This window comes from Nesterenkonia massiliensis (genome assembly GCF_000455245.1).
Classification (GTDB): Bacteria; Actinomycetota; Actinomycetes; order Actinomycetales; family Micrococcaceae; genus Nesterenkonia; species Nesterenkonia rhizosphaerae.
The window spans coordinates 546675-564042 of sequence record NZ_HG005165.1 but is presented as its reverse complement, the minus strand read 5'-3'; the positions used below and the strand labels follow the sequence as shown (position 1 = coordinate 564042).

15 protein-coding genes, 1 tRNA gene, 1 pseudogene and 1 riboswitch are annotated in these 17368 nt (G+C 64.0%); of the genes and pseudogenes, 7 read left to right on the top strand and 10 right to left on the bottom strand.

From position 1 onward, the window contains the following. Positions 1-50: 50 nt before the first annotated feature. Positions 51-139 (bottom strand) — tRNA-Ser (locus TX78_RS02590). Between the two features lie 107 nt (positions 140-246). Here TX78_RS02590 and TX78_RS02585 point away from each other — a divergent pair. Further along, the gene (locus tag TX78_RS02585; RefSeq protein ID WP_044493245.1) at positions 247-2022 is read left to right on the top strand and encodes an FAD/NAD(P)-binding protein; all 1776 of its coding nucleotides are present in this window, start codon (positions 247-249) and stop codon (positions 2020-2022) included. 112 nt (positions 2023-2134) lie between these two features. Here TX78_RS02585 and TX78_RS14475 read toward each other — a convergent pair. Next, a pseudogene (locus TX78_RS14475) lies at positions 2135-2305 on the bottom strand (PaaI family thioesterase); the annotation flags it as partial. A 225-nt stretch (positions 2306-2530) separates the two neighbouring features. On the opposite strand from TX78_RS14475, the gene gluQRS reads away from it, so the two are divergent. The 3 genes from gluQRS to metX all read left to right on the top strand — a co-directional run bounded on the left by gluQRS (position 2531) and on the right by metX (position 6187). Next, on the top strand, positions 2531-3460 hold the full coding sequence (gene gluQRS / locus TX78_RS02580) for a tRNA glutamyl-Q(34) synthetase GluQRS (RefSeq protein ID WP_187118349.1): 930 nt from the start codon (positions 2531-2533) through the stop codon (positions 3458-3460). A 58-nt stretch (positions 3461-3518) separates the two neighbouring features. Beyond that, positions 3519-3635, top strand: a riboswitch (SAM riboswitch). A gap of 16 nt (positions 3636-3651) precedes the next feature. Then, positions 3652-5019 (top strand): O-acetylhomoserine aminocarboxypropyltransferase/cysteine synthase family protein, encoded by a 1368-nt coding sequence (locus tag TX78_RS02575; RefSeq protein ID WP_044493242.1) that lies wholly within the window; start codon positions 3652-3654, stop codon positions 5017-5019. A gap of 25 nt (positions 5020-5044) precedes the next feature. Further along, positions 5045-6187, top strand: a complete 1143-nt coding sequence (gene metX, locus TX78_RS02570; protein WP_407635373.1) for a homoserine O-acetyltransferase MetX — start codon at positions 5045-5047, stop codon at positions 6185-6187. A 29-nt stretch (positions 6188-6216) separates the two neighbouring features. On the opposite strand, the gene TX78_RS02565 is transcribed toward metX, so the two are convergent. Beyond that, positions 6217-6876: an alpha/beta hydrolase gene (locus tag TX78_RS02565; protein WP_081652533.1), complete on the bottom strand. Its 660-nt coding sequence runs from the start codon at positions 6874-6876 to the stop codon at positions 6217-6219. 109 nt (positions 6877-6985) lie between these two features. On the opposite strand from TX78_RS02565, the gene TX78_RS02560 reads away from it, so the two are divergent. After that, complete coding sequence (locus TX78_RS02560) at positions 6986-7837, top strand: SGNH/GDSL hydrolase family protein (RefSeq protein WP_044493622.1); 852 nt, start codon at positions 6986-6988, stop codon at positions 7835-7837. Between the two features lie 51 nt (positions 7838-7888). Here TX78_RS02560 and TX78_RS02555 read toward each other — a convergent pair whose 3' ends face one another. The 7 genes from TX78_RS02555 to TX78_RS02530 form a co-directional block, all read right to left on the bottom strand. Then, positions 7889-8143 carry a helix-turn-helix domain-containing protein gene (locus TX78_RS02555; protein WP_044493621.1) on the bottom strand — a complete coding sequence of 85 codons (255 nt, stop codon included), beginning with the start codon at positions 8141-8143 and terminating at the stop codon, positions 7889-7891. Further along, positions 8140-9723: a dihydroorotase gene (locus tag TX78_RS02550; protein WP_049897346.1), complete on the bottom strand. Its 1584-nt coding sequence runs from the start codon at positions 9721-9723 to the stop codon at positions 8140-8142. Before TX78_RS02550 ends, TX78_RS02555 begins: the two co-directional genes overlap by 4 nt. Positions 9724-9829: 106 nt before the next feature. Next, positions 9830-9997 carry a hypothetical protein gene (locus TX78_RS13620; protein WP_158644286.1) on the bottom strand — a complete coding sequence of 56 codons (168 nt, stop codon included), beginning with the start codon at positions 9995-9997 and terminating at the stop codon, positions 9830-9832. Positions 9998-10056: 59 nt separating this feature from the next. Continuing rightward, a complete protein-coding gene (locus TX78_RS14110) occupies positions 10057-12165 on the bottom strand; it encodes a galactosyltransferase-related protein (protein ID WP_049897344.1) in 2109 nt (702 codons plus the stop codon). A gap of 10 nt (positions 12166-12175) precedes the next feature. Continuing rightward, complete coding sequence (locus TX78_RS02540; protein WP_049897341.1) at positions 12176-13303, bottom strand: glycosyltransferase family protein; 1128 nt, start codon at positions 13301-13303, stop codon at positions 12176-12178. Then, positions 13300-14391, bottom strand: a complete 1092-nt coding sequence (locus tag TX78_RS02535; RefSeq protein ID WP_049897339.1) for a glycosyltransferase — start codon at positions 14389-14391, stop codon at positions 13300-13302. Before TX78_RS02535 ends, TX78_RS02540 begins: the two co-directional genes overlap by 4 nt. Before the next feature lie 76 nt (positions 14392-14467). Beyond that, a complete protein-coding gene (locus TX78_RS02530; protein ID WP_044493614.1) occupies positions 14468-14713 on the bottom strand; it encodes an RNA-binding S4 domain-containing protein in 246 nt (81 codons plus the stop codon). 76 nt (positions 14714-14789) lie between these two features. Here TX78_RS02530 and TX78_RS02525 point away from each other — a divergent pair, with 76 nt between their 5' ends. Then, the gene (locus TX78_RS02525) at positions 14790-15806 is read left to right on the top strand and encodes a DMT family transporter (protein ID WP_044493240.1); all 1017 of its coding nucleotides are present in this window, start codon (positions 14790-14792) and stop codon (positions 15804-15806) included. Between the two features lie 52 nt (positions 15807-15858). Further along, on the top strand, positions 15859-17241 hold the full coding sequence (locus TX78_RS02520) for a glycine--tRNA ligase (RefSeq protein WP_044493239.1): 1383 nt from the start codon (positions 15859-15861) through the stop codon (positions 17239-17241). Positions 17242-17368: the final 127 nt, after the last annotated feature.

Genomic DNA, 17368 nt, shown 5'->3' with positions numbered 1-17368 from the left:
TAAAACCCCCGCCTGATTTAGGAAAACTCCTAGTCAGACGGGGGTAAACGCGGAGGCGGGGGGATTTGAACCCCCGATCCCCGTTTAAAGGGATCCTTCATTAGCAGTGAAGTCCGTTCGGCCGCTCCGGCACGCCTCCGTGCGCCTCATGAACGGAAACCGCTCAAGACGCGCCTGTCTAGGGTAGCCGCCCAACGTGTCTGAGAGCAAAATATGACCCGCGCTGATCCCGGTAGGGTCTTTCCTATGAGCAACCAGCAGGAATTTGTCCTCACCGTCATCGGTGCCGGGCCTCGCGGCACATCATTCCTGGAACGCCTGCTGGCACACCTGGAGAACAACGACGACGTCGCCTCCGCTGCGCAACTGCGCGTGTTGGTGGTGGACCCCGCACCGCATGGACCAGGACGAGTCTGGAACCCCGAGCAATCAGACCTCTACCTGATGAACACTCCGGCCAGCTTCCCCACCGCCGCGCCCGTCGGCAGCACCCAAGAGCAGCTGCGTCCCTCCTCCGTCTCGCGCAGCTTCGCGCAGTGGCGCGGGGATGCAGAGACCACCGACTATCCGGCACGCCGGGATTACGGCAACTATCTGACATGGCTGCATGAGGCGGTGGTGCAGCAACTGCGGAACCGCGGCGTCGTCGTCGAACCCATCTTCAGCTACGCCACCGGGCTCCAGCGGGCGGCCGGGGGCTATCAACTGCAGCTCCAGAACGGCGCGCGGCACGAGGTTCACGCCGCAGTGCTGTGCCTCGGGCATATTCCGGCGCGGCTTACCGGCGCGGCGCAGGAGTTCCAGGAAGCCGCGGAGCGCCTGAATCTGCACTACATTCCGCCATCAATCCCCACTGATGTGGACTACAGCGCCATCGACGCCGAGCAGACCGTGCTGGTCCGCGGAATGGGGTTGAACTTCTTTGACCTGATGATTCAGGTGAGTCAGGGGCGCGGTGGTCGTTTCGAACCGGTTCCAGATGCTCCAGCCGGACAGAAGCTCCGCTACCAGCCCAGTGGGACCGAACCGAAACTGGTGGCAGGCTCGCGGCGCGGTACTCCCTACCGAGCCAAGACTGCCGCCGCAGGATTCGTGCCTGAAGGAATCCAGCTGCGGCACTTCACCAAGGATGCGGTGGCACGCCTGATGGAAGTCCACGGCCCGCTCGACTTCGCTGAATACCTGTGGCCACTTATTGAAGCTGATGTGCAGGACACCTACAGGCGCATAGCCGGTGATGGCGCCCCGCGCTTCGATATCCGCAGCTATGCCCGACCCTTCGACACCAGCAGCTTCAGCAGCAGTGCCGAGTACCAACAAGCCATGCTGGGCTGGCTCCAGGAGGATGCTGCAGCCTCAGCTGCAGGGACCGGAAGTCCGGAGAAAATGGCGCTCAACGCCATGCACGCCGCCAGACTGCAGCTCAAAGCGCTTATCACCGCAGGGCACATCGACCCGCTAAGCCGTATCACCCAGGTGGAGGCCTGGTTCGAGTCCCTCGTGGAAGGGTTGGCCAGCGGGCCACCGGTGCAGCGCATCGAGGAGCTGGCAGCCCTGGCGCGAGCTGGCATTGTTGAATTCCTCGGTCCACATCCGGCATTCACCGTGGATGAGGAGGCCAGCTGCTTCGCCGCAGACTCCCCGCACGTCCAGGGGGAGCCCTACCGGGCAGCTTGGCTGCTGGAAGCGATGATGCCGCCCAACCGGGTGTCGGTGGCAGATTCTCTGCTGATCCACCAGCTGTTCGAGGAAGGATTGGCCCGACCCGGCCAAGCCCATATCACCTCCACCGGCGACGACGGCCCGCGCCCAGGCAAGGGCTTTGATGTGACTGACCAGCCGCACCAGCTCATCGGCGCGGACGGCCGACCCAGTGAAGGCCTCTACGCGCTGGGACTGCAACTGAGCTCAGCGCAGTGGGGCACCGCGATCGCGGCCGAGGCGGGCGGGGACCCCGCCACCACAGCACGAAGCCTCGCCGACGCCGATGCCGCAGCCGCGGATGTCCTGGGCAGTCTCTGACCCCAGGCTCTCTGTCAGGCCGGTCCCGAGTTCGCATGACCTGCCCGTCGGATGTCAGGTGTACCGGCCCGGAGGCCACGGTGATCGTGCCGTCATCGCCGTCGGGATGGTTGCAGGCCATGGCGAAACAGGTATCAGCCAAGGTGAAGATCATGCCGCCGTGGGCGATTTTGAACCCATTGGTCATCTCTTCCCGCACGCGCATACGCAGCTTGGCGTGCCCAGGCTCGGCCAGCAGAACCTCTCCACCGAGCCAGCGGGTGCAGGAGTCAGTCTCAAGCATCCTATGCCGGGGGCCGTCTGCGGGCATGGGCACACCATTGCCGGCTTTCTGGGCAGTGTGCTCAGCAGTGTGCTCAACAGTGTCCTCAGCGGTGGCTGGGGTGGCAGTGCTGGGTGCAGGCATCCGGGGCTCCTTGCATCAATTCCAGACCGATTGGTCAGTAAGTCAACTCAAGCACCCTGAAAATGTGATGTCAAGCACATTTAGGCGGCTCTATAGGATGGCATCATGTCCGCCGGTCGCTACGCCCCCAGCCCCTCAGGGGACCTGCACCTGGGGAACCTGCGCACCGCCCTGTTGTCCTGGCTCTTTGCCGCTTCAACCGGCCGTCCGCTGCTGCTGCGCTTTGAAGATCTGGACGCCGGCCGGACCATCCCCGGTTCCGCCGAGCGTCAGTTCAAGGACCTGAGGGCAATTGGCATCACCTTCAGCGGCGAGCCACTGTGGCAGTCCCAGCGGCAGCGCCATTACGGGGCCGCCGTGGGCCAGCTGCGCGAGGCCGGTCTGGTCTACGAGTGCTTCTGTACCCGCCGCGAAATCCAGGACGCGCCCCGGGCGCCGCACGCACCGCCCGGGGCTTATCCCGGCACCTGCCGAGATCTCGGCGATGCAGAACGTCGCCAGCGCCGCCGGCAGCGGCCTCCGGCGCTGCGGCTGAAGGCTGAAGCCGGCGAGTACCGGGTGGCTGACCTGCTGCTTGGCGAGGTTACCGGACTTGTGGATGATCTGGTGCTGGTGCGCAATGACGGCACTGCCGCATATAACCTCGCCGTCGTGGTGGACGATCATTTAACCGGTGTGGACCAAGTGGTGCGCGGAGATGACCTGGCCAGCTCCACCCCGCGGCAGGTGTATCTGCGCGGCCTGCTCTACGGGCAACGGGCCGCTGAGTCGGTGCAATATGCCCATGTTCCGCTGGTGCTCAACCGGCAGGGTCAGCGGCTGGCCAAGCGCGACGGCGCGGTGACTCTGGGGCAGCTGAGTGAGTTGGGACGAAGCCCGGAACAAGTCCGCGATGAGCTCCTAGCCTCGCTGGGGCTGCCCCGTGGTCCTTTGGAACAGTCTGTGAAGACTTTTGATCCCTCTCGACTGCCGAAGCAGCCATGGGTGTTTAGCCCCGCATCGCAAAAACGCGGCCCAAGTGAGTCCATATAGCGAAACGTTTCATCCTGACTTGCGGCCCGTGCCGCAAGTGGGCTTCACTTATAGCCACGGTCAAGAGTGCCAGCGCAAAACCCCGGTTTGCTGGCCGGCAACCCTCCTTCGCGGTGGGGTGCCCCGGGTGACGACCAGGTCGCAGCGCAGAACCGCGCTGAGGCAAGCGCGAGTCATGAGGAGACATCTCTATGTCTGAGAACACCCCCACTTTTTCCCCGGAAACCGCCAAATTCGAGACCCGGCAGATCCATGCCGGTGTCGCCCCGGATCCCGCCAGCGGTGCCCGTGCCCTGCCGATTCAGCAGACCACCAGCTTCGTCTTCCCCAGCACTGACGCTGCTGCCAAGCGCTTCGGGCTGGAGGAGATCGCCCCGATCTACACGCGGATCGGCAATCCGACGGTAGAAGCGGTGGAGAACAAGATCGCAGCCCTAGAGGGCGGCGTCGGCGCCTTGGCTGTGGGCTCGGGACAGGCCGCCACCTCACTGGCGCTGCTGAATATCGCTGAAGCCGGAAGCCATATCGTCGCCTCACCGACTCTCTACGGCGGCACGCAGAATCTCTTCAAGCACACGCTGCCCAAGTTCGGCGTGGAAGTCAGTTTTGTGGAGGATCCCGATGACTTGGAGTCCTGGCGCGCTGAGATCAAAGGCAATACTGTCGCGTTCTTCGCCGAAACCGTGGCCAACCCGCGCGGAGATGTGCTCGACCTAGAAGGTGTCGCTGGTCTGGCGCATGAATTCGGGGCCCCGTTGGTAGTGGATAACACCCTGCCCACCCCGTATCTGCTGCGTCCTATCGAATACGGCGCCGACGTGGTGGTGCACTCAGCCACGAAGTTCCTCGGGGGGCACGGCACGGCCATCGCCGGGGTGATCGTGGACTCCGGAAACTTCGACTACAGCCGCTACCCCGAGCGCTTCCCGGGCTTCAACCAGCCGGATGAGAGCTACCACGGACTTGTCTTCGGCCGAGACTTAGGACCGGAGGGCATCTTCGGAGTCAACCTCTCCTACATCCTGAAGGCCCGGGTGCAGCTGCTGCGCGACCTCGGCCCCTCGCTCTCACCCCATAACGCTTTCGAGATCAACCTGGGCTTGGAGACACTGAGCCTGCGCGTTGAGCGTCATGTCCAGAACGCCCAGGCTGTGGCGGAGTTTCTTCAGCAACACCCCGCTGTCCGCCGGGTGTACTACTCAGGCCTGCCCTCCAGCCCCTGCTACGAGCGGGCGCAGAAGTACCTGCCCAAGGGCGTGGGTGCAGTTCTGGCGTTCGAGATCGATGCAGCAGGAGATCACAGCGCCCAGGCTCGAGCGGGACAGCAGGTGGTCGATGCACTGGTACTGCATTCACTGGTCGCCAACGTCGGTGACGTGCGTTCGCTGGCCATCCACCCGGCCACCACCACGCATCGGCAACTGGGTGAAGCAGAACAGCGTGCTGCAGGCATCAAGCCTGGCCTGGTGAGGTTGTCGGTGGGCCTGGAGCACATCGATGACATTCTGGCCGACCTCCAGCAGGCACTGGACACCCTGGACCAGAAGGCAGCGGGCTGATCCACGAATGTCCCACGGTGTGACGGTGCTGAGCCAGCCCGGCGGGCTGAACGCAGGCAGCAGCAATGACTTCGGCACTCGGCCAGCCGGTGCCCTGCGCACAGCAGAAGTCGGTGCCTACACGTTCGAGACCGGCGGGCGGCTCCCCGCCGTCACCATTGCCTACGAGACCTGGGGGAGCCTCAACGCGGCTGGCGACAACGCCATCCTGGTGGCCCATGCGCTGACCGGAGACTCCCATGTAGCGGCCACCGACCGTGACCCCAGCTTCGGCTGGTGGGAGGGCCTGCTGGGTCCGGGGCGACCGATCGATACCTCCAAGTGGTTTGTGATCGCCCCGGCTATGGTCGGGGGCTGCTATGGCTCCACCGGTCCCGCCTCCCTGGATCCTGAGGGGGTGCCCTGGGGCTCACGTTTTCCGTATGTGACTATCCGGGATTCAGTGCACCTGGAGCATCGGCTGCTGCAGCAGCTCGGAGTCAGGCGCCTGCACACCGTGGTCGGCGGATCCATGGGCGGAGCTCGGGCCCTGGAATGGGCTGCGACATATCCTGAGCTGGTGGAGGGGCTGGCGGTCTTCGCCTGTGGGGCGGCCTCCACCGCCGAGCAGATCGCTTTCGGCCAAGCCCAGGTGGCCGCTATCCGCAATGACCCGAATTTCAGCGGCGGAGATTATTACTCCGGGCCGCGTCCCCATGCTGGACTGGGCATTGCTCGACGCATCGCGCATATCACCTACCGCACTGAGGCCGAGCTGCAATTGCGCTTCGGTCGCGCTCCGCAGGGCGACGAGCAGCCGCTGAGCTCTCCTACTGCTCAGCGGCAGGGCCGCTACCAGGTGGAGTCCTATCTGGACCACCAAGCCAATAAACTCATCAGCCGGTTTGATCCCAACGCTTACCTGGTGCTGGCCGAAGCGCTGATGAGTCACGACGTCGGGCGTGGCCGCGGAGGCGTGCAGGCAGCCCTGAGCAGGGTCAGCGCAGTGCCGTTCTTAGCTGCTGTGGACACCGACCGGCTGTTCTATCCCGAACAGTCCCAAGAGATCGCCGATGCTATCCCAGGACAACACCGGGTCCACCTGATCACCTCGCCGATCGGCCACGACGGTTTCCTCACCAGCGCCGAACAGCTTGCCACGGCGATGCAGCAGACCCTGGACCTGTAGTTCGCAGGACTGCCGAACCAGGTCTAGAGCTAACCCCGGCGCAGCACAGTCATCTTCAGGAACTCATTGATATGACTGACTTCCTGCGGGACGATCCCGTGCCCTGCCCCGGCGTAGAGGACTTTGGTCAACTTCACCGTGCCGGTGGCCCAGCTATGCGTGTAGTCGATCTGCTCAGCCGGTATGACCGGGTCCTGCTGATCCCGTCCCCAGAAGAAAGGCACCTGCTGGGCTGCCAGCGCGTCGTCGTCGAAGTATCCTTCAAGCCCCTCACCGCGCTCGGGGTCCACGGCAAAGCCGGAGAGCCCGACCACTGCGGCAAACTGATCGGGACGGGTGCGCAGCAGCGAGGTGGCCATCGCCATCCCCATGGAGAAACCCAGCAGAGTCACTGAGGAATGCTGCTCCTTGACCTCCGCCAACCATTCCCAGAGGTCCTCAACCGCCTGCCGGGCCGCCTGGGAGGAGTAGGCCAAGCGCTCGACGTCGAGCTCGAACCAGGTGTAGGAGCCGTAGCCCATAGGCACCGGGGCCTGCACAGCGGCCACAGTGAACTCAGCCGGGAGCCCCGGAACCAGCCCCATGAGGTCCTGGGCATTGGCCCCGTATCCATGCAACAGCACCAGAAGCGGGGTGCCCCGGCGTTCGGATTCATCACGTGTCCAGATGACTTCATAGCTACCGCCCATGAATTCCATCCTAGATGCCCGGAACCGCGAATCATCCTCAAGGCCGATGGACCCTCGCACGGATTCATTGGAGAATGACCGGGTGAGCGGAATCAATGACGCAGAGACCATGACACCCGATGACCAGCCTTTTGGAGTTCCCGGAGCAAAGCACCCGTGGCTGCGCTATGTGGCCCTGGGGGATTCCTTCACCGAAGGAATCGGTGACCCTGACGAGTCCCGGCCGGGTTATCACCGCGGCTGGGCCGACCGAGTAGCGGAGGAACTGGCCAACGGGACTGAGAACTTCGCCTATGCAAATCTGGCCATCCGTGGCCGGCTGATCGAGCAGATTCGTGACGAGCAGATCGCACCGGCACTGGAGCTGAAGCCTGATCTGATCACCCTGTGCGCCGGCGGCAATAACGTCATCCGTCCTGGTGGCGACCCAGACGAGACGGCACGAATCCTCGACACTATGGTTCAGCTGCTGGCCACCACCGGCGCAACCATCGTGCTGTTCAACGGCCCCGATGTGCGTGAAACCGCGGTGGTGGGTTCCATCCGCGGTAAGGTTGCGATCTTCAACGAGAATATCCGCACGGTAGCTGCACGGTATGACGCGCTGGTGGCGGATATGTGGTCTCTGCGCGAGCTGACGGCCAAAGAGATGTGGGATGAGGACCGCCTGCATTTCTCGCCGCTGGGCCATCACACTATTGCTCGCATGGTCCTGGACACCCTCAACGTGAAACATGATCTGGACCCTGTGGAACCGCGCCCTGTCTTGGAGCGATCCTGGCGCGAGGCGCGCGTGGACGACGCCGTGTGGGCCCGTCATCACCTGTTCCCCTGGGTGATCCGTCGGCTGCGGGGACGTTCCTCTGGCGACGGAGTGACACCCAAGCGACCGAGTATCGAACCGCTCTTCGGCGGTTCCATGCCGCCAGGCGGGAGTCCTGAGGAGAGCTTCCCGGTCTGAGCCCAGAAGGCTCGCAGCGGGGCTTTGGTCAGTTGGGTTCGGTAGTTCGCCTCAGCGAGTGCGTAGGGTAGCTACTTCACCGATGGGCCCGAGTTTATCGCCGAGCCCGTAGCTGCGGTTCTTCAACTGAACCACAAAGCCCGCCTCGGTCATGGTGCGCAGCAGCCGATGAGCGGTGGCGGCCGGCAGGCCGGTGGCATGTGCCAGTTCGCTCAATGTGGTGGCCCCGCCACGGGAGGCGATGACCTCCAAGATCTCCAGTGCCCGCTCCACCGACTGAACACCGTTGCGCCGTACCTGACTCATGCGCTGACCGCCCGCAGATGACGACGGCGGGGCCCGGAACCTACCTGGTGCGGCCCTGGCCCCAGCGGTACACCGGTACCTGGCCCACTGAGCAGTTGGCCATGCTGGCCAAGTGTGGCGGAGCTGTCCTGTGCGGTGAAAAGCTGCATCCCCCGGAGCACTGAGCCCACCACCGTGCCGTGAATCTCCATTCCTTCATAGGCCGAAAGGGGCGTCTTATGCGCCAGTCCTGCGGCTGATACCACGTGGGTCTCCTCGGGGTCATAGATGAGTAGGTCGGCATACCTGCCGGGAGCAATGTCGCCTTTCTGGTGCAACCGGCAAAGCTCGGCGGGGCCGCCCGATGTCCAGCGGCTGACCTCTGCCAGCCCGATTCCGCGTGACCTGGCTTCAGAGGCCAGCGCAGCGAATCCCACCTGAAGTCCGGAGATCCCCGGACGGGCAAGTCGCAGATCTGCTGCACCGCGGAGCTTCTCCTGCCTGGTGGTGGGGGAATGGGCGGAGACTACGGCGTCGAGGATTCCCTCCTGAAGCCCCTGCCACAGGGCCTCGCGATGCCCGACGTCCCGCAGCGGCGGCCAGCAGACAAATTCAGGGGATCCCACGGGGACGCTCTCGGCGGCGAAGCTGAGATAGTGGGTGCAAGTCTCTGCGCTCAGCGGAAGTCCCTCTGCCTTGGCCGCGGCGATAAGCTCCAGAGCGCCAGCAGTGGAGACTTGCAGAATGTGTGTCCGGCATCCTGTCTCACGGACGGCATCGATCAGCCCTTCCACCGCAATTACCTCCGCCTCGGCCGGACGGCTGGCGGCCCACGCGGAGTATCGTGCCGCAGCCTGTGCCCAGGCGAGGCGGGAGGAGAGGTTCGCGCCGGTGGCGCCCGCGGCGGCGGCAACAGTACGGGAGTCTTCTGCATGAACGGCAAGCAGACCGTCGAACCGAGCGATGCGCATCATCGCTTCGCGAAGTTCAGCAGGTGTGAGCGGAAGGAGCTGAGGCGTACCGGCAGACCTCAGCGCATCAGTTGAGTGGTCAAAGGGCAGCAGGGTGCAGACGAACCCGAAGGCTCCGGATTCCCAGAGCTCTTCGGGTTCGGCGCAGCTCGGTCTATCCTGGCCGCTCACACGTCCGCGGCTCTGCACCGACGGCGGGACCAGAGCAGCCCAGAATCCAATGTCCACATAGGCCTGCTCGGCTGCAGCCGAGCGTTTGTGCTGAAGGTCTTCTGCCCGGACCGTGACCGGGGTGCTGGAATGCGGCATCTCCAGCACCGACGTGACCCCGCCCAGGGCCGCAGCCATAGTGCCGGAGGAAAAGCCCTCGCGTTGAACATGACCGGGTTCGCAGAAGCTGACATGGGTATCGACCGCGCCTGGCAGAACTACCATGCGCGGTCGCACAAGGTGCATTCCTGCCCCCGCCGAGACCTCTCGAGCGCGGACAATAGCCGCGCGCCTGGCCGTGCTGCCGGCCTCCAGGCGGTGAATGCGACGGATGATTCCATCGTCACCGACCTCAAGGTGGGCAGGCACCAGCTCACCCTCCAACAGGACCTGTTCGGCGATGAGATGGCGCAGGCTCATGTCCCAACTCTAGGGACGGAGTATTTCCGCTATGTTGACGGCGTGTTCACACCGGGTATCGGCTGCCGCACTGAAACAGGCCTTGTGCGGTCGTGAATCCTGGGTGCTACTGATCCTCGGCAGCTGAACCCGGCTCAGGCTGCGCATCCTTTTTCCGTACGATCTGAATGGGGCCGGTGGCCCCCATTCCGCCCAGTGCTGCGGGGACGCCGGTGGAGATCATCTTCTTCTTAGATTCGTTCTGCTCATCCTTGGGGGAGTGCTTCTCAGCCATCGACTCGTGTTCTCCTTCAGCGGGTTGACCGGTGTCAGCTTAGCGGGTGCACCTTGGTGCTACCGCTGCAACAGCTGGCGGTAGACATCCTCGTGGACTGCCGCGATCTGCCGGCGCTGGTCTGTGCGCCACTGCCGACGCTGTGTGCACCTGTGACTGGAATCCTCTGCGCGTCTGCCGTGCGCCACTGCGGCATCCCTGACAGCTTGCCGCAGTGAAGAAACATCGAGCTCATCGCACCTCCAGCGGTAGGTCAGGTCAGCTCCCTGGCTGGCATAACACCCCACATCGGGTGCGATCACTGTGGTGCCCAGATCGTGACAGGCCTCCATCCATCCCGAATGTGTCCCGAAGCGATAGGGGAGCAGCGAGGCGTGCAGGCCAGCGATGTAGTCGTAGAGCTCACCGTCAGTGAAATAGTTGTGCACCCGAAGATCCACCGGATGGGTGTTGAGCCACTGAACCAGCTCAGGATCGTGTTTCTGGGGATTGAACTCGGGCCCGGCGTCGTCGTACACATCCCGATGGACATTGACCTGCAGGATGCCACCGGGGATCCCGTGCACCGCCTCCAGAGCAGCCTCCAGTACGGGTATGGTCGACATGTTCTGGCGCAGGCTCTTGAGGTGAATTCCCAGACGGAACTCCTCAGGTTTGCGTCGCGGAGACACTCCGTAGTCCTGGATCAGTGGCAGATCCACCACATGAGGATGCGGTACGACCCGGGCACGCACACCCCAGCGGTCCTCAATGATCTCCGCGGCCCTGCGGCTGAGGGTGATCACCGCCGCGGCACGCGGAATCAGCACATCCAGTTGTGCGGTGTGCAGGGCGGTGTCGGTATGGTGCGGATTCTGCAGGTCATGAACCGTGTAGACCAGCGGCACACCCTTGGTGTCGAGAGCATCGACCACCTCGTGCAGCCGCTGCGGGGACTCTGCATCAAAACCGAAGTGTATGTGGAAGATGTCAAAACCCTCCTCGGGTCCACGTGGGGCCAGGATCCATTCGGGATCAAGCATCCGCGGTGGCCACCATGGGGCGCCTGTGGGGTGGTCCTCACGCCGCGCCGGAGGATCCGGCAGCCTCACCACTGCGCTGCGTTCTCCCTCGGGAGGGGACAAGTGGCGGATATAGACATGGGATTGCGGCACAGAGGCCACCCGGATAGTGCGGACAAAATCAGTGTCGCCGTCGCGACTGAGACAGGTGACCAGGCCGCGTTCTTGAAAAGCGGCAATCCAACCCTGCATGGGCCAACGTCCCCACTTATTCGCAAACCGGCGACCGTTGGCCAGGATGTCATCAACGTGCTCTACCGGGGGATTCGATACCGGATGGTGCTGGTGATAGGCACGCGCCGCGCCCACCCAGCAGAGGCCGACGCCGCGCGAGCGGGCCTGCTGAGCGAAGTCGGTGTCCTCCCCGCCGTATCCGGTGAACCGTTCATCGAAGCCGCCGATGTTCTCCCAGACGCTCCTGCGCACAGCGAAGGAGAGCGACCAGAAGAGGTCGTAGTTGGAGTCCTGCGTGTACTGTCCGGGCTCGGGGGCCGGACGCGCCGGGTGGGGCTCGGCCAGAGAGTCTAGGTACCGGGGGCTGAGATCTTGGAGGTCCGTCTCTGGAAGGTAGGCCACTGGTCCGCACAAGAGCGCGCCGGGATTCTCCTGGGCTGCCTGAAGGTATCCCCGAACCAGGTCCGGGTGCGGTATGCAGTCGACATCCAAGAAGATCAGCAGATCCTCGGCGTGACCTTCGGTTGAGCTGAATTCGGAGGATTCCGAGTGCGCAGCTGTAGAAGGCCGGAGTGCGCTCTTGCTGAGCTCGGCGCCTATGTTGCGCGCGGCAGCCAGCGGCAGCGCTGCGCTGAGGGACGACGGCGCTGCCGCAGTTCGGGTGGGCACCTCAGATGCCGACTCGTTGGCCAGGGCCTGAGCCAGCTCGTCGTCGTCCATAGTGATGATCAGGTGCTCATCTGGGAGCAGACTGCTGGCCCCTAAGGCCTCACGTTGTTTGCGCAGATGATCATGGCGGCCATGCACTGTGGTGATGATGACCGTGCGCGGCCGCTGTGCTTTCCCCGGTGCGGGGGACTCCAAGGCGTCAGTCGGCGAACCGACTGGCTTTGCGTCAGTCTCCGCGGCTGCGGTGTAGGGGTGCGGGGTCATAGGGTATGCCTCACTGGTTTGTCCGGGGGCTCGGTCCCGGAGATGCCTGCACGGTGGGGATGGACGGTGGGGATTGCACTGGGTGGGATTGTGCTGGGTGGGATTGCACTGGGTGCGGTTTCATGGAGTCTCGGACCTGCTCCAGCAGAGCGGCGAAGCGGTGCTGAGCCTGACCGTCGCACCAGGTCCTCCAGTCATTACCGTTGAGCTGCAGTGCCGCCTCGAGCGCGTCTCGCCACGCCACGGCGTCGGCAGATTCCGGTGCTGGGATCACTGGCCATGGTCCTCGCCGCAGCGATTCCAGGGTGTGCCGCTGTTCCTGATGAGGGCGGTCCAGGGCGTAAACCACCGCTGGTGTTCGGCTGGCTGCGATCTCGGCAAGAGAGTTCTGTCCCGCTGCGGTCACCACCACGTCGGCCTGCTGCAGCGCACTCCAGGGATCCGAGGTCCAAGTGCCTGTGGTGCCACCTATGTGGGTGATCCTTGACTGCGGAAATGCCGCAGTGACAGCCCGCTGGGCAGCAGGGGGAATACCTCCGCCCCCGCGTCCGCCCATGATCAGGATCTCAGGTGCCTCTGGGCTCCTCGGTGCGCGCGTGGAGTCTGGATTGTCCGCCGCTGCGGGCGGAAAGCGGGAGATCGCGCCCAAGGGCGAGACTGCCGCGCCCTGGTCCTGCCTGCCGATAATGCCGTTAGCTGCAGGGGGCCAGAATCCGGCAATTGCCGAGGAAATCTCATAGCCCAGGGCATGCGTGCGGTCAGTGCGGTCACCCGGCAGTGCCACCGTCACCACCGGTACCCCGTGCAGCCTGGCCAGCATGGCGACTTCGACTGAGACATCCGCGACCAGCAGATCCGGATTCTCGGAGGAGATCCACTGGGAGATCCTGGTCATTCTCGACCGCAGCCCAGCGTGGTGGACTGGTGCCCAGTGCAGCACACCCCCGGCGCTGTGATGACTGGTGCTGCCGTCGTCGTCGGCTTCCAAGCTGACCCACGGACCGGGCCAGTCCCTGGGCTGCTCCAGACTGGAGAGACCTGCGACGGGCTCCTGGTTCAGCTGAGACCAGGCGCGGGCCCAGGTCAGGGAGCGGTGGAGGTGACCGGCACCCTGGTGATGGATATAGCAGCCGATCATGCGGCCCCCGCTCGGTCCTGGGCTGCCGCAGAGACGGGGGAGAGCGCGCGGTAGAGCTGCTCGTATTCGCTGACCATCCGGTTCAGCGAAAGCGCACCCAGTGCATAGCGCCGCACTCGCTCCCGCGGCAGCTTTAGAGCATTCAGAATTGCCGCAGCCAGCGCATTCTCCGAATCATCTCGGGCCAGTACTCCACCGGCTGGTCCGACGATCTCCACCAGGCCACCGCGCGGAGTGGCCGCCACCGGTGTGCCGCAGGACATCGCCTCGGCCGCTACAAGCCCGTAGGGCTCATCCCACTGCGAGCTGACCACCGCTACAGAAGCGGAGGCCACAAGTTCATGCAGTTCCCGGTGGTCCAGATGGCCCCGGTAGATGGCGTCCTCACCTAGGCGCGGAGCGATCTGCGCCTGGTAGTAGCCCTGATCCATCACCGGGCCCGCCAGGATGATCGGTACCCCGGCCCGGCGGGCGGCATCGATGGCCAGATGCGGTGCCTTCTCCGGAACAAACCGTCCGGTCCACACCGCTGCACCGGATCGTTGCGTTCCGGGCAGCGGGCACCACTGATCGGTATCGACTCCGTTGGTGATCACCGACGCTTCGGCCACCGAACCCCAAGCACGCGCGGTGGCTGAGCTGACAGCGACAAAGACGGTGCGCGGGGAGGAGTACTCCACTGCGGACTCAAGCCACGGCGTGGGTGGTGTGTGCAGTGTGGTGACCATCGGTGTCTTCAGCAGCGACGACATCGCTACCGGCAGGTGGTGGATGGAATTGTTGTGGATGACGTCGAAGTCACGGGACTCTGCCAGCTGCAGCATCAGCCCCAGATAAGCATGGTGCTGGCGCATCCACTCCTCCGGGGCAGCGGAGACATCGCGCCTTCCGCATTCTGTTCCGGTGAAGCGCTCGGGCACCAGGCTGCGCGCGCCAAGGGCAGGGTCGCTGCCTTCGGCGGCGAAGAGGGTGACATCGTGACCACGGGACTTCAGCGTCCGCGCCGTCGCGTGGGTGTGGGCCTCCAAGCCCCCAGCGAAGGGCTCCCGGATGGGGAACTGGCTTGAGGCGATCAGACAAATGCGCACAAAAACGGACCGTACCGATGGTCCCCGAGAATTGGCTGTACGTTTCCTTAACGCTATGACCTGGGGCTATTGGGCTTCAGGACTCAATTGTCGGTATGAGAGTGACACTCGGGAGGCCGAATTCCTCCCCGCGGAAATCCACTTTCTGCCCCGGCTGGATCTGGCGGCCGCGTCGAGTCTCTGTTTCACCATCTACCAAGACCGCGCCTGCGGCGATGACTTCGCGTGCGAGAGCCCCGTTCTCTACAGCCCCGGCGAGCTTCAGCAGCTGACCGAGCCGGATGGAATCGTCCCTTAACGGTACTTCTATGGCGTCACTCATACTGTTAAGTCTCTCATCGTCACAGAAGCGCTGGGCAGCTCCTGAGTGATCACCCAGCTGGATTAGAGTGACATGCATGAGCCCAGATCAGCACCGGTCGCACTCGGCGCAGGAGGACCCAGGGCATTCCCCGCTGGCGTGGATCGCACTGGTGACACTCATGCTCATGGCTGGTATTGCCATGCCCGGGCAGGGGCGAGTCAATGCGGCATTGGCTGCGCAGACCGGAGATGCTTTCCTGGCTGCCCTCATCAGCTTCACCACTGGGTTAGCGCTCATGCTGCTTATCGCCTTTGCCACTGCCCGAGGCCGCCGCACCATGCGTCAGGTGAAGCCAGCGTTCCGCTCCGGAGCAGTCAAATGGTGGTACCTCCTGGCAGGCTGTGTGGGCGGCTACTATGTACTGACCCAGACGCTGACCATCGGCATGATCGGGGTCGCGGTATTCACCGTGTCAGTAGTGACCGGCCAGACTGTGGGCGGGCTGCTATGGGACCGAATCGGCTTAGGCCCGGCAGGGCGAAAGCGGCTGAGCCTGATGCGCGTGGCGGGTGCCCTGCTGACCGTGGCGGCCGTGCTCTGGGCTGTCTCCCCGCAGCTTTCCGGAACGGATCGCGGTCTGAGCTGGCTGCTGCTGGTGATCCTGCCCTTCTCAGGGGGCTTCCTCAATTCTGGTCAGCAGGCGCTTAATGGACGGCAGTCGGCAGCCTATGGCAGTCCCATACCCGCCACTCTTTTCAACTTCATCGCCGGTACCTTCGTGCTGCTGCTGGCATGGCTGGGCAAGCTGCTCTTTGTCGGAGGAGTCCCCGGTGCGCTGCCGGATCAATGGTGGTATTACATCGGGGGACCGTTAGGTTGCATGTTCATCGCCTTAGGGGCGGTGCTGGTGACCAAAGTCGGGGTCCTGGTGGCAGCGATGGGCATGATCGCTGGGCAGCTGGTGGGTTCCCTGCTGCTCGATGTGCTGATGCCTGCGCCAGGTTCGCTGGTGACCTTCTCTACAGTGGCCGGAACTGTGCTGACTCTAGTAGCCGTCGTCGTAGCCTCTCTGCCGGACATGCTGCGCAGGCCCGGCAGAGGCAAACGGTAAGCTGGCCTGCAACTGACCATTCATCTTCGCACCATTGGGGGCACCACTACTTATGGCCAAAGAGTCCACGCTGGATAAAGTCATTTCCCTGGCAAAGCGCCGCGGCTTCGTCTACCAGTCCGGCGAGATCTACGGCGGCTCTCGTTCGGCCTGGGACTACGGACCGCTGGGCACCGAGCTGAAAGAGAACATCAAGGCCGAATGGTGGCAGACCTTCGTGCGCGGACGCGGCGATATGGTCGGCCTGGATTCAGCCATCATCCTGCCATCGCGGGTCTGGGAGGCCTCGGGCCATGTGGAGACCTTCACCGATCCGCTCGTGGAGTGCCTGCAGTGCCATAAACGCCACCGTGAGGACCACCTCATCGAGACATTCGAGGACAAGCACGGTCGCAGCCCGGTGGACGGGCTATCCGAGGTGCCCTGCCCGGACTGCGGCACCAAGGGCAAGTTCACCGAACCGCGGGCCTTCTCCGGGCTGGTCAAGTCCTATTTGGGAGTTCTCGACGACGCCTCAGGGCTCCACTATCTGCGCCCGGAGACCGCCCAGGGCATCTTCGTGAACTTCGCCAATGTGGTGACCACCGCGCGGAAGAAGCCGCCCTTCGGCATCGGCCAGATCGGCAAAGCTTTCCGCAACGAGATCACCCCCGGCAACTTCATCTTCCGCACGCGTGAGTTCGAGCAGATGGAGATCGAGTACTTTGTGCCCCCGGCTGAGGCCGGTGAGTGGTACGACCGCTGGGTTGAGGACTGCGAGAACTGGTTCCTGAACCTCGGTTTGAAGAAGGAGAACATCCGCCGCCTGGATGTTCCCGAGGACGAGCGTGCCCACTACTCCGCCGGCACCATCGACCTGGAGTACCGCTTCGGCTTCCAGGGCTCCGAGTGGGGCGAGCTGATGGGTGTGGCCAACCGCACCGACTACGACCTGGGTCAGCACATCAAGCACTCAGGCAAGGAACTCAGCTACTTCGACCAGGCCACCGGCGAACGGTACATCCCCTACGTCATCGAGCCGAGCTTCGGTCTGACCCGCTCCATGATGGCGTTCCTGGTGGACTCCTACGCCGAGGACGAGGCCCCCAACACCAAGGGCGGGGTGGACACCCGCACCGTCCTGAAGCTGCACCCGAAGCTGGCCCCTGTAAAGGCCGCAGTGCTGCCGCTGTCCAAGAAGGCCGAGCTGGCCGGACCATCCCAGAAGCTGGCTGATGAGCTGCGCAAGCACTGGAACGTTGACTACGACGACGCCGGTGCCATCGGGCGTCGCTACCGCCGCCAGGATGAGATCGGCACACCGTTCTGCATCACAGTGGACTTCGACACACTCGAGGACCAGGCCGTGACTATCCGCGACCGCGACCAGATGACCCAGGAGCGCGTCAGCCTGGACCAGGTCGTGTCCTACCTGGCAGCCAAACTGCTGGGCTGATCGTTCCGGGAAGACACCGGGTACCACCTTCCGACGCACCTCACTTCAGGTGTGCGCACTCAGCTACGGCAGGGTGAGCACAGCCGAAGTGGGGTGCGTTTTTCTGCACTGAGAGCGCGCAGGTTGG

Coding starts and splice junctions, on each gene's coding strand:
- TX78_RS02585 (WP_044493245.1), top strand. CDS start 247: ATGAGCAACCAGCAGGAATTTGTCCTCACCGTCATCGGTGCCGGGCCT.
- TX78_RS02575 (WP_044493242.1), top strand. CDS start 3,652: ATGTCTGAGAACACCCCCACTTTTTCCCCGGAAACCGCCAAATTCGAG.
- TX78_RS02565 (WP_081652533.1), bottom strand. CDS start 6,876: ATGGGCGGTAGCTATGAAGTCATCTGGACACGTGATGAATCCGAACGC.
- TX78_RS02560 (WP_044493622.1), top strand. CDS start 6,986: ATGACACCCGATGACCAGCCTTTTGGAGTTCCCGGAGCAAAGCACCCG.
- TX78_RS02555 (WP_044493621.1), bottom strand. CDS start 8,143: ATGAGTCAGGTACGGCGCAACGGTGTTCAGTCGGTGGAGCGGGCACTG.
- TX78_RS02550 (WP_049897346.1), bottom strand. CDS start 9,723: ATGAGCCTGCGCCATCTCATCGCCGAACAGGTCCTGTTGGAGGGTGAG.
- TX78_RS13620 (WP_158644286.1), bottom strand. CDS start 9,997: ATGGCTGAGAAGCACTCCCCCAAGGATGAGCAGAACGAATCTAAGAAG.
- TX78_RS14110 (WP_049897344.1), bottom strand. CDS start 12,165: ATGACCCCGCACCCCTACACCGCAGCCGCGGAGACTGACGCAAAGCCA.
- TX78_RS02540 (WP_049897341.1), bottom strand. CDS start 13,303: ATGATCGGCTGCTATATCCATCACCAGGGTGCCGGTCACCTCCACCGC.
- TX78_RS02530 (WP_044493614.1), bottom strand. CDS start 14,713: ATGAGTGACGCCATAGAAGTACCGTTAAGGGACGATTCCATCCGGCTC.
- TX78_RS02525 (WP_044493240.1), top strand. CDS start 14,790: ATGAGCCCAGATCAGCACCGGTCGCACTCGGCGCAGGAGGACCCAGGG.
- TX78_RS02520 (WP_044493239.1), top strand. CDS start 15,859: ATGGCCAAAGAGTCCACGCTGGATAAAGTCATTTCCCTGGCAAAGCGC.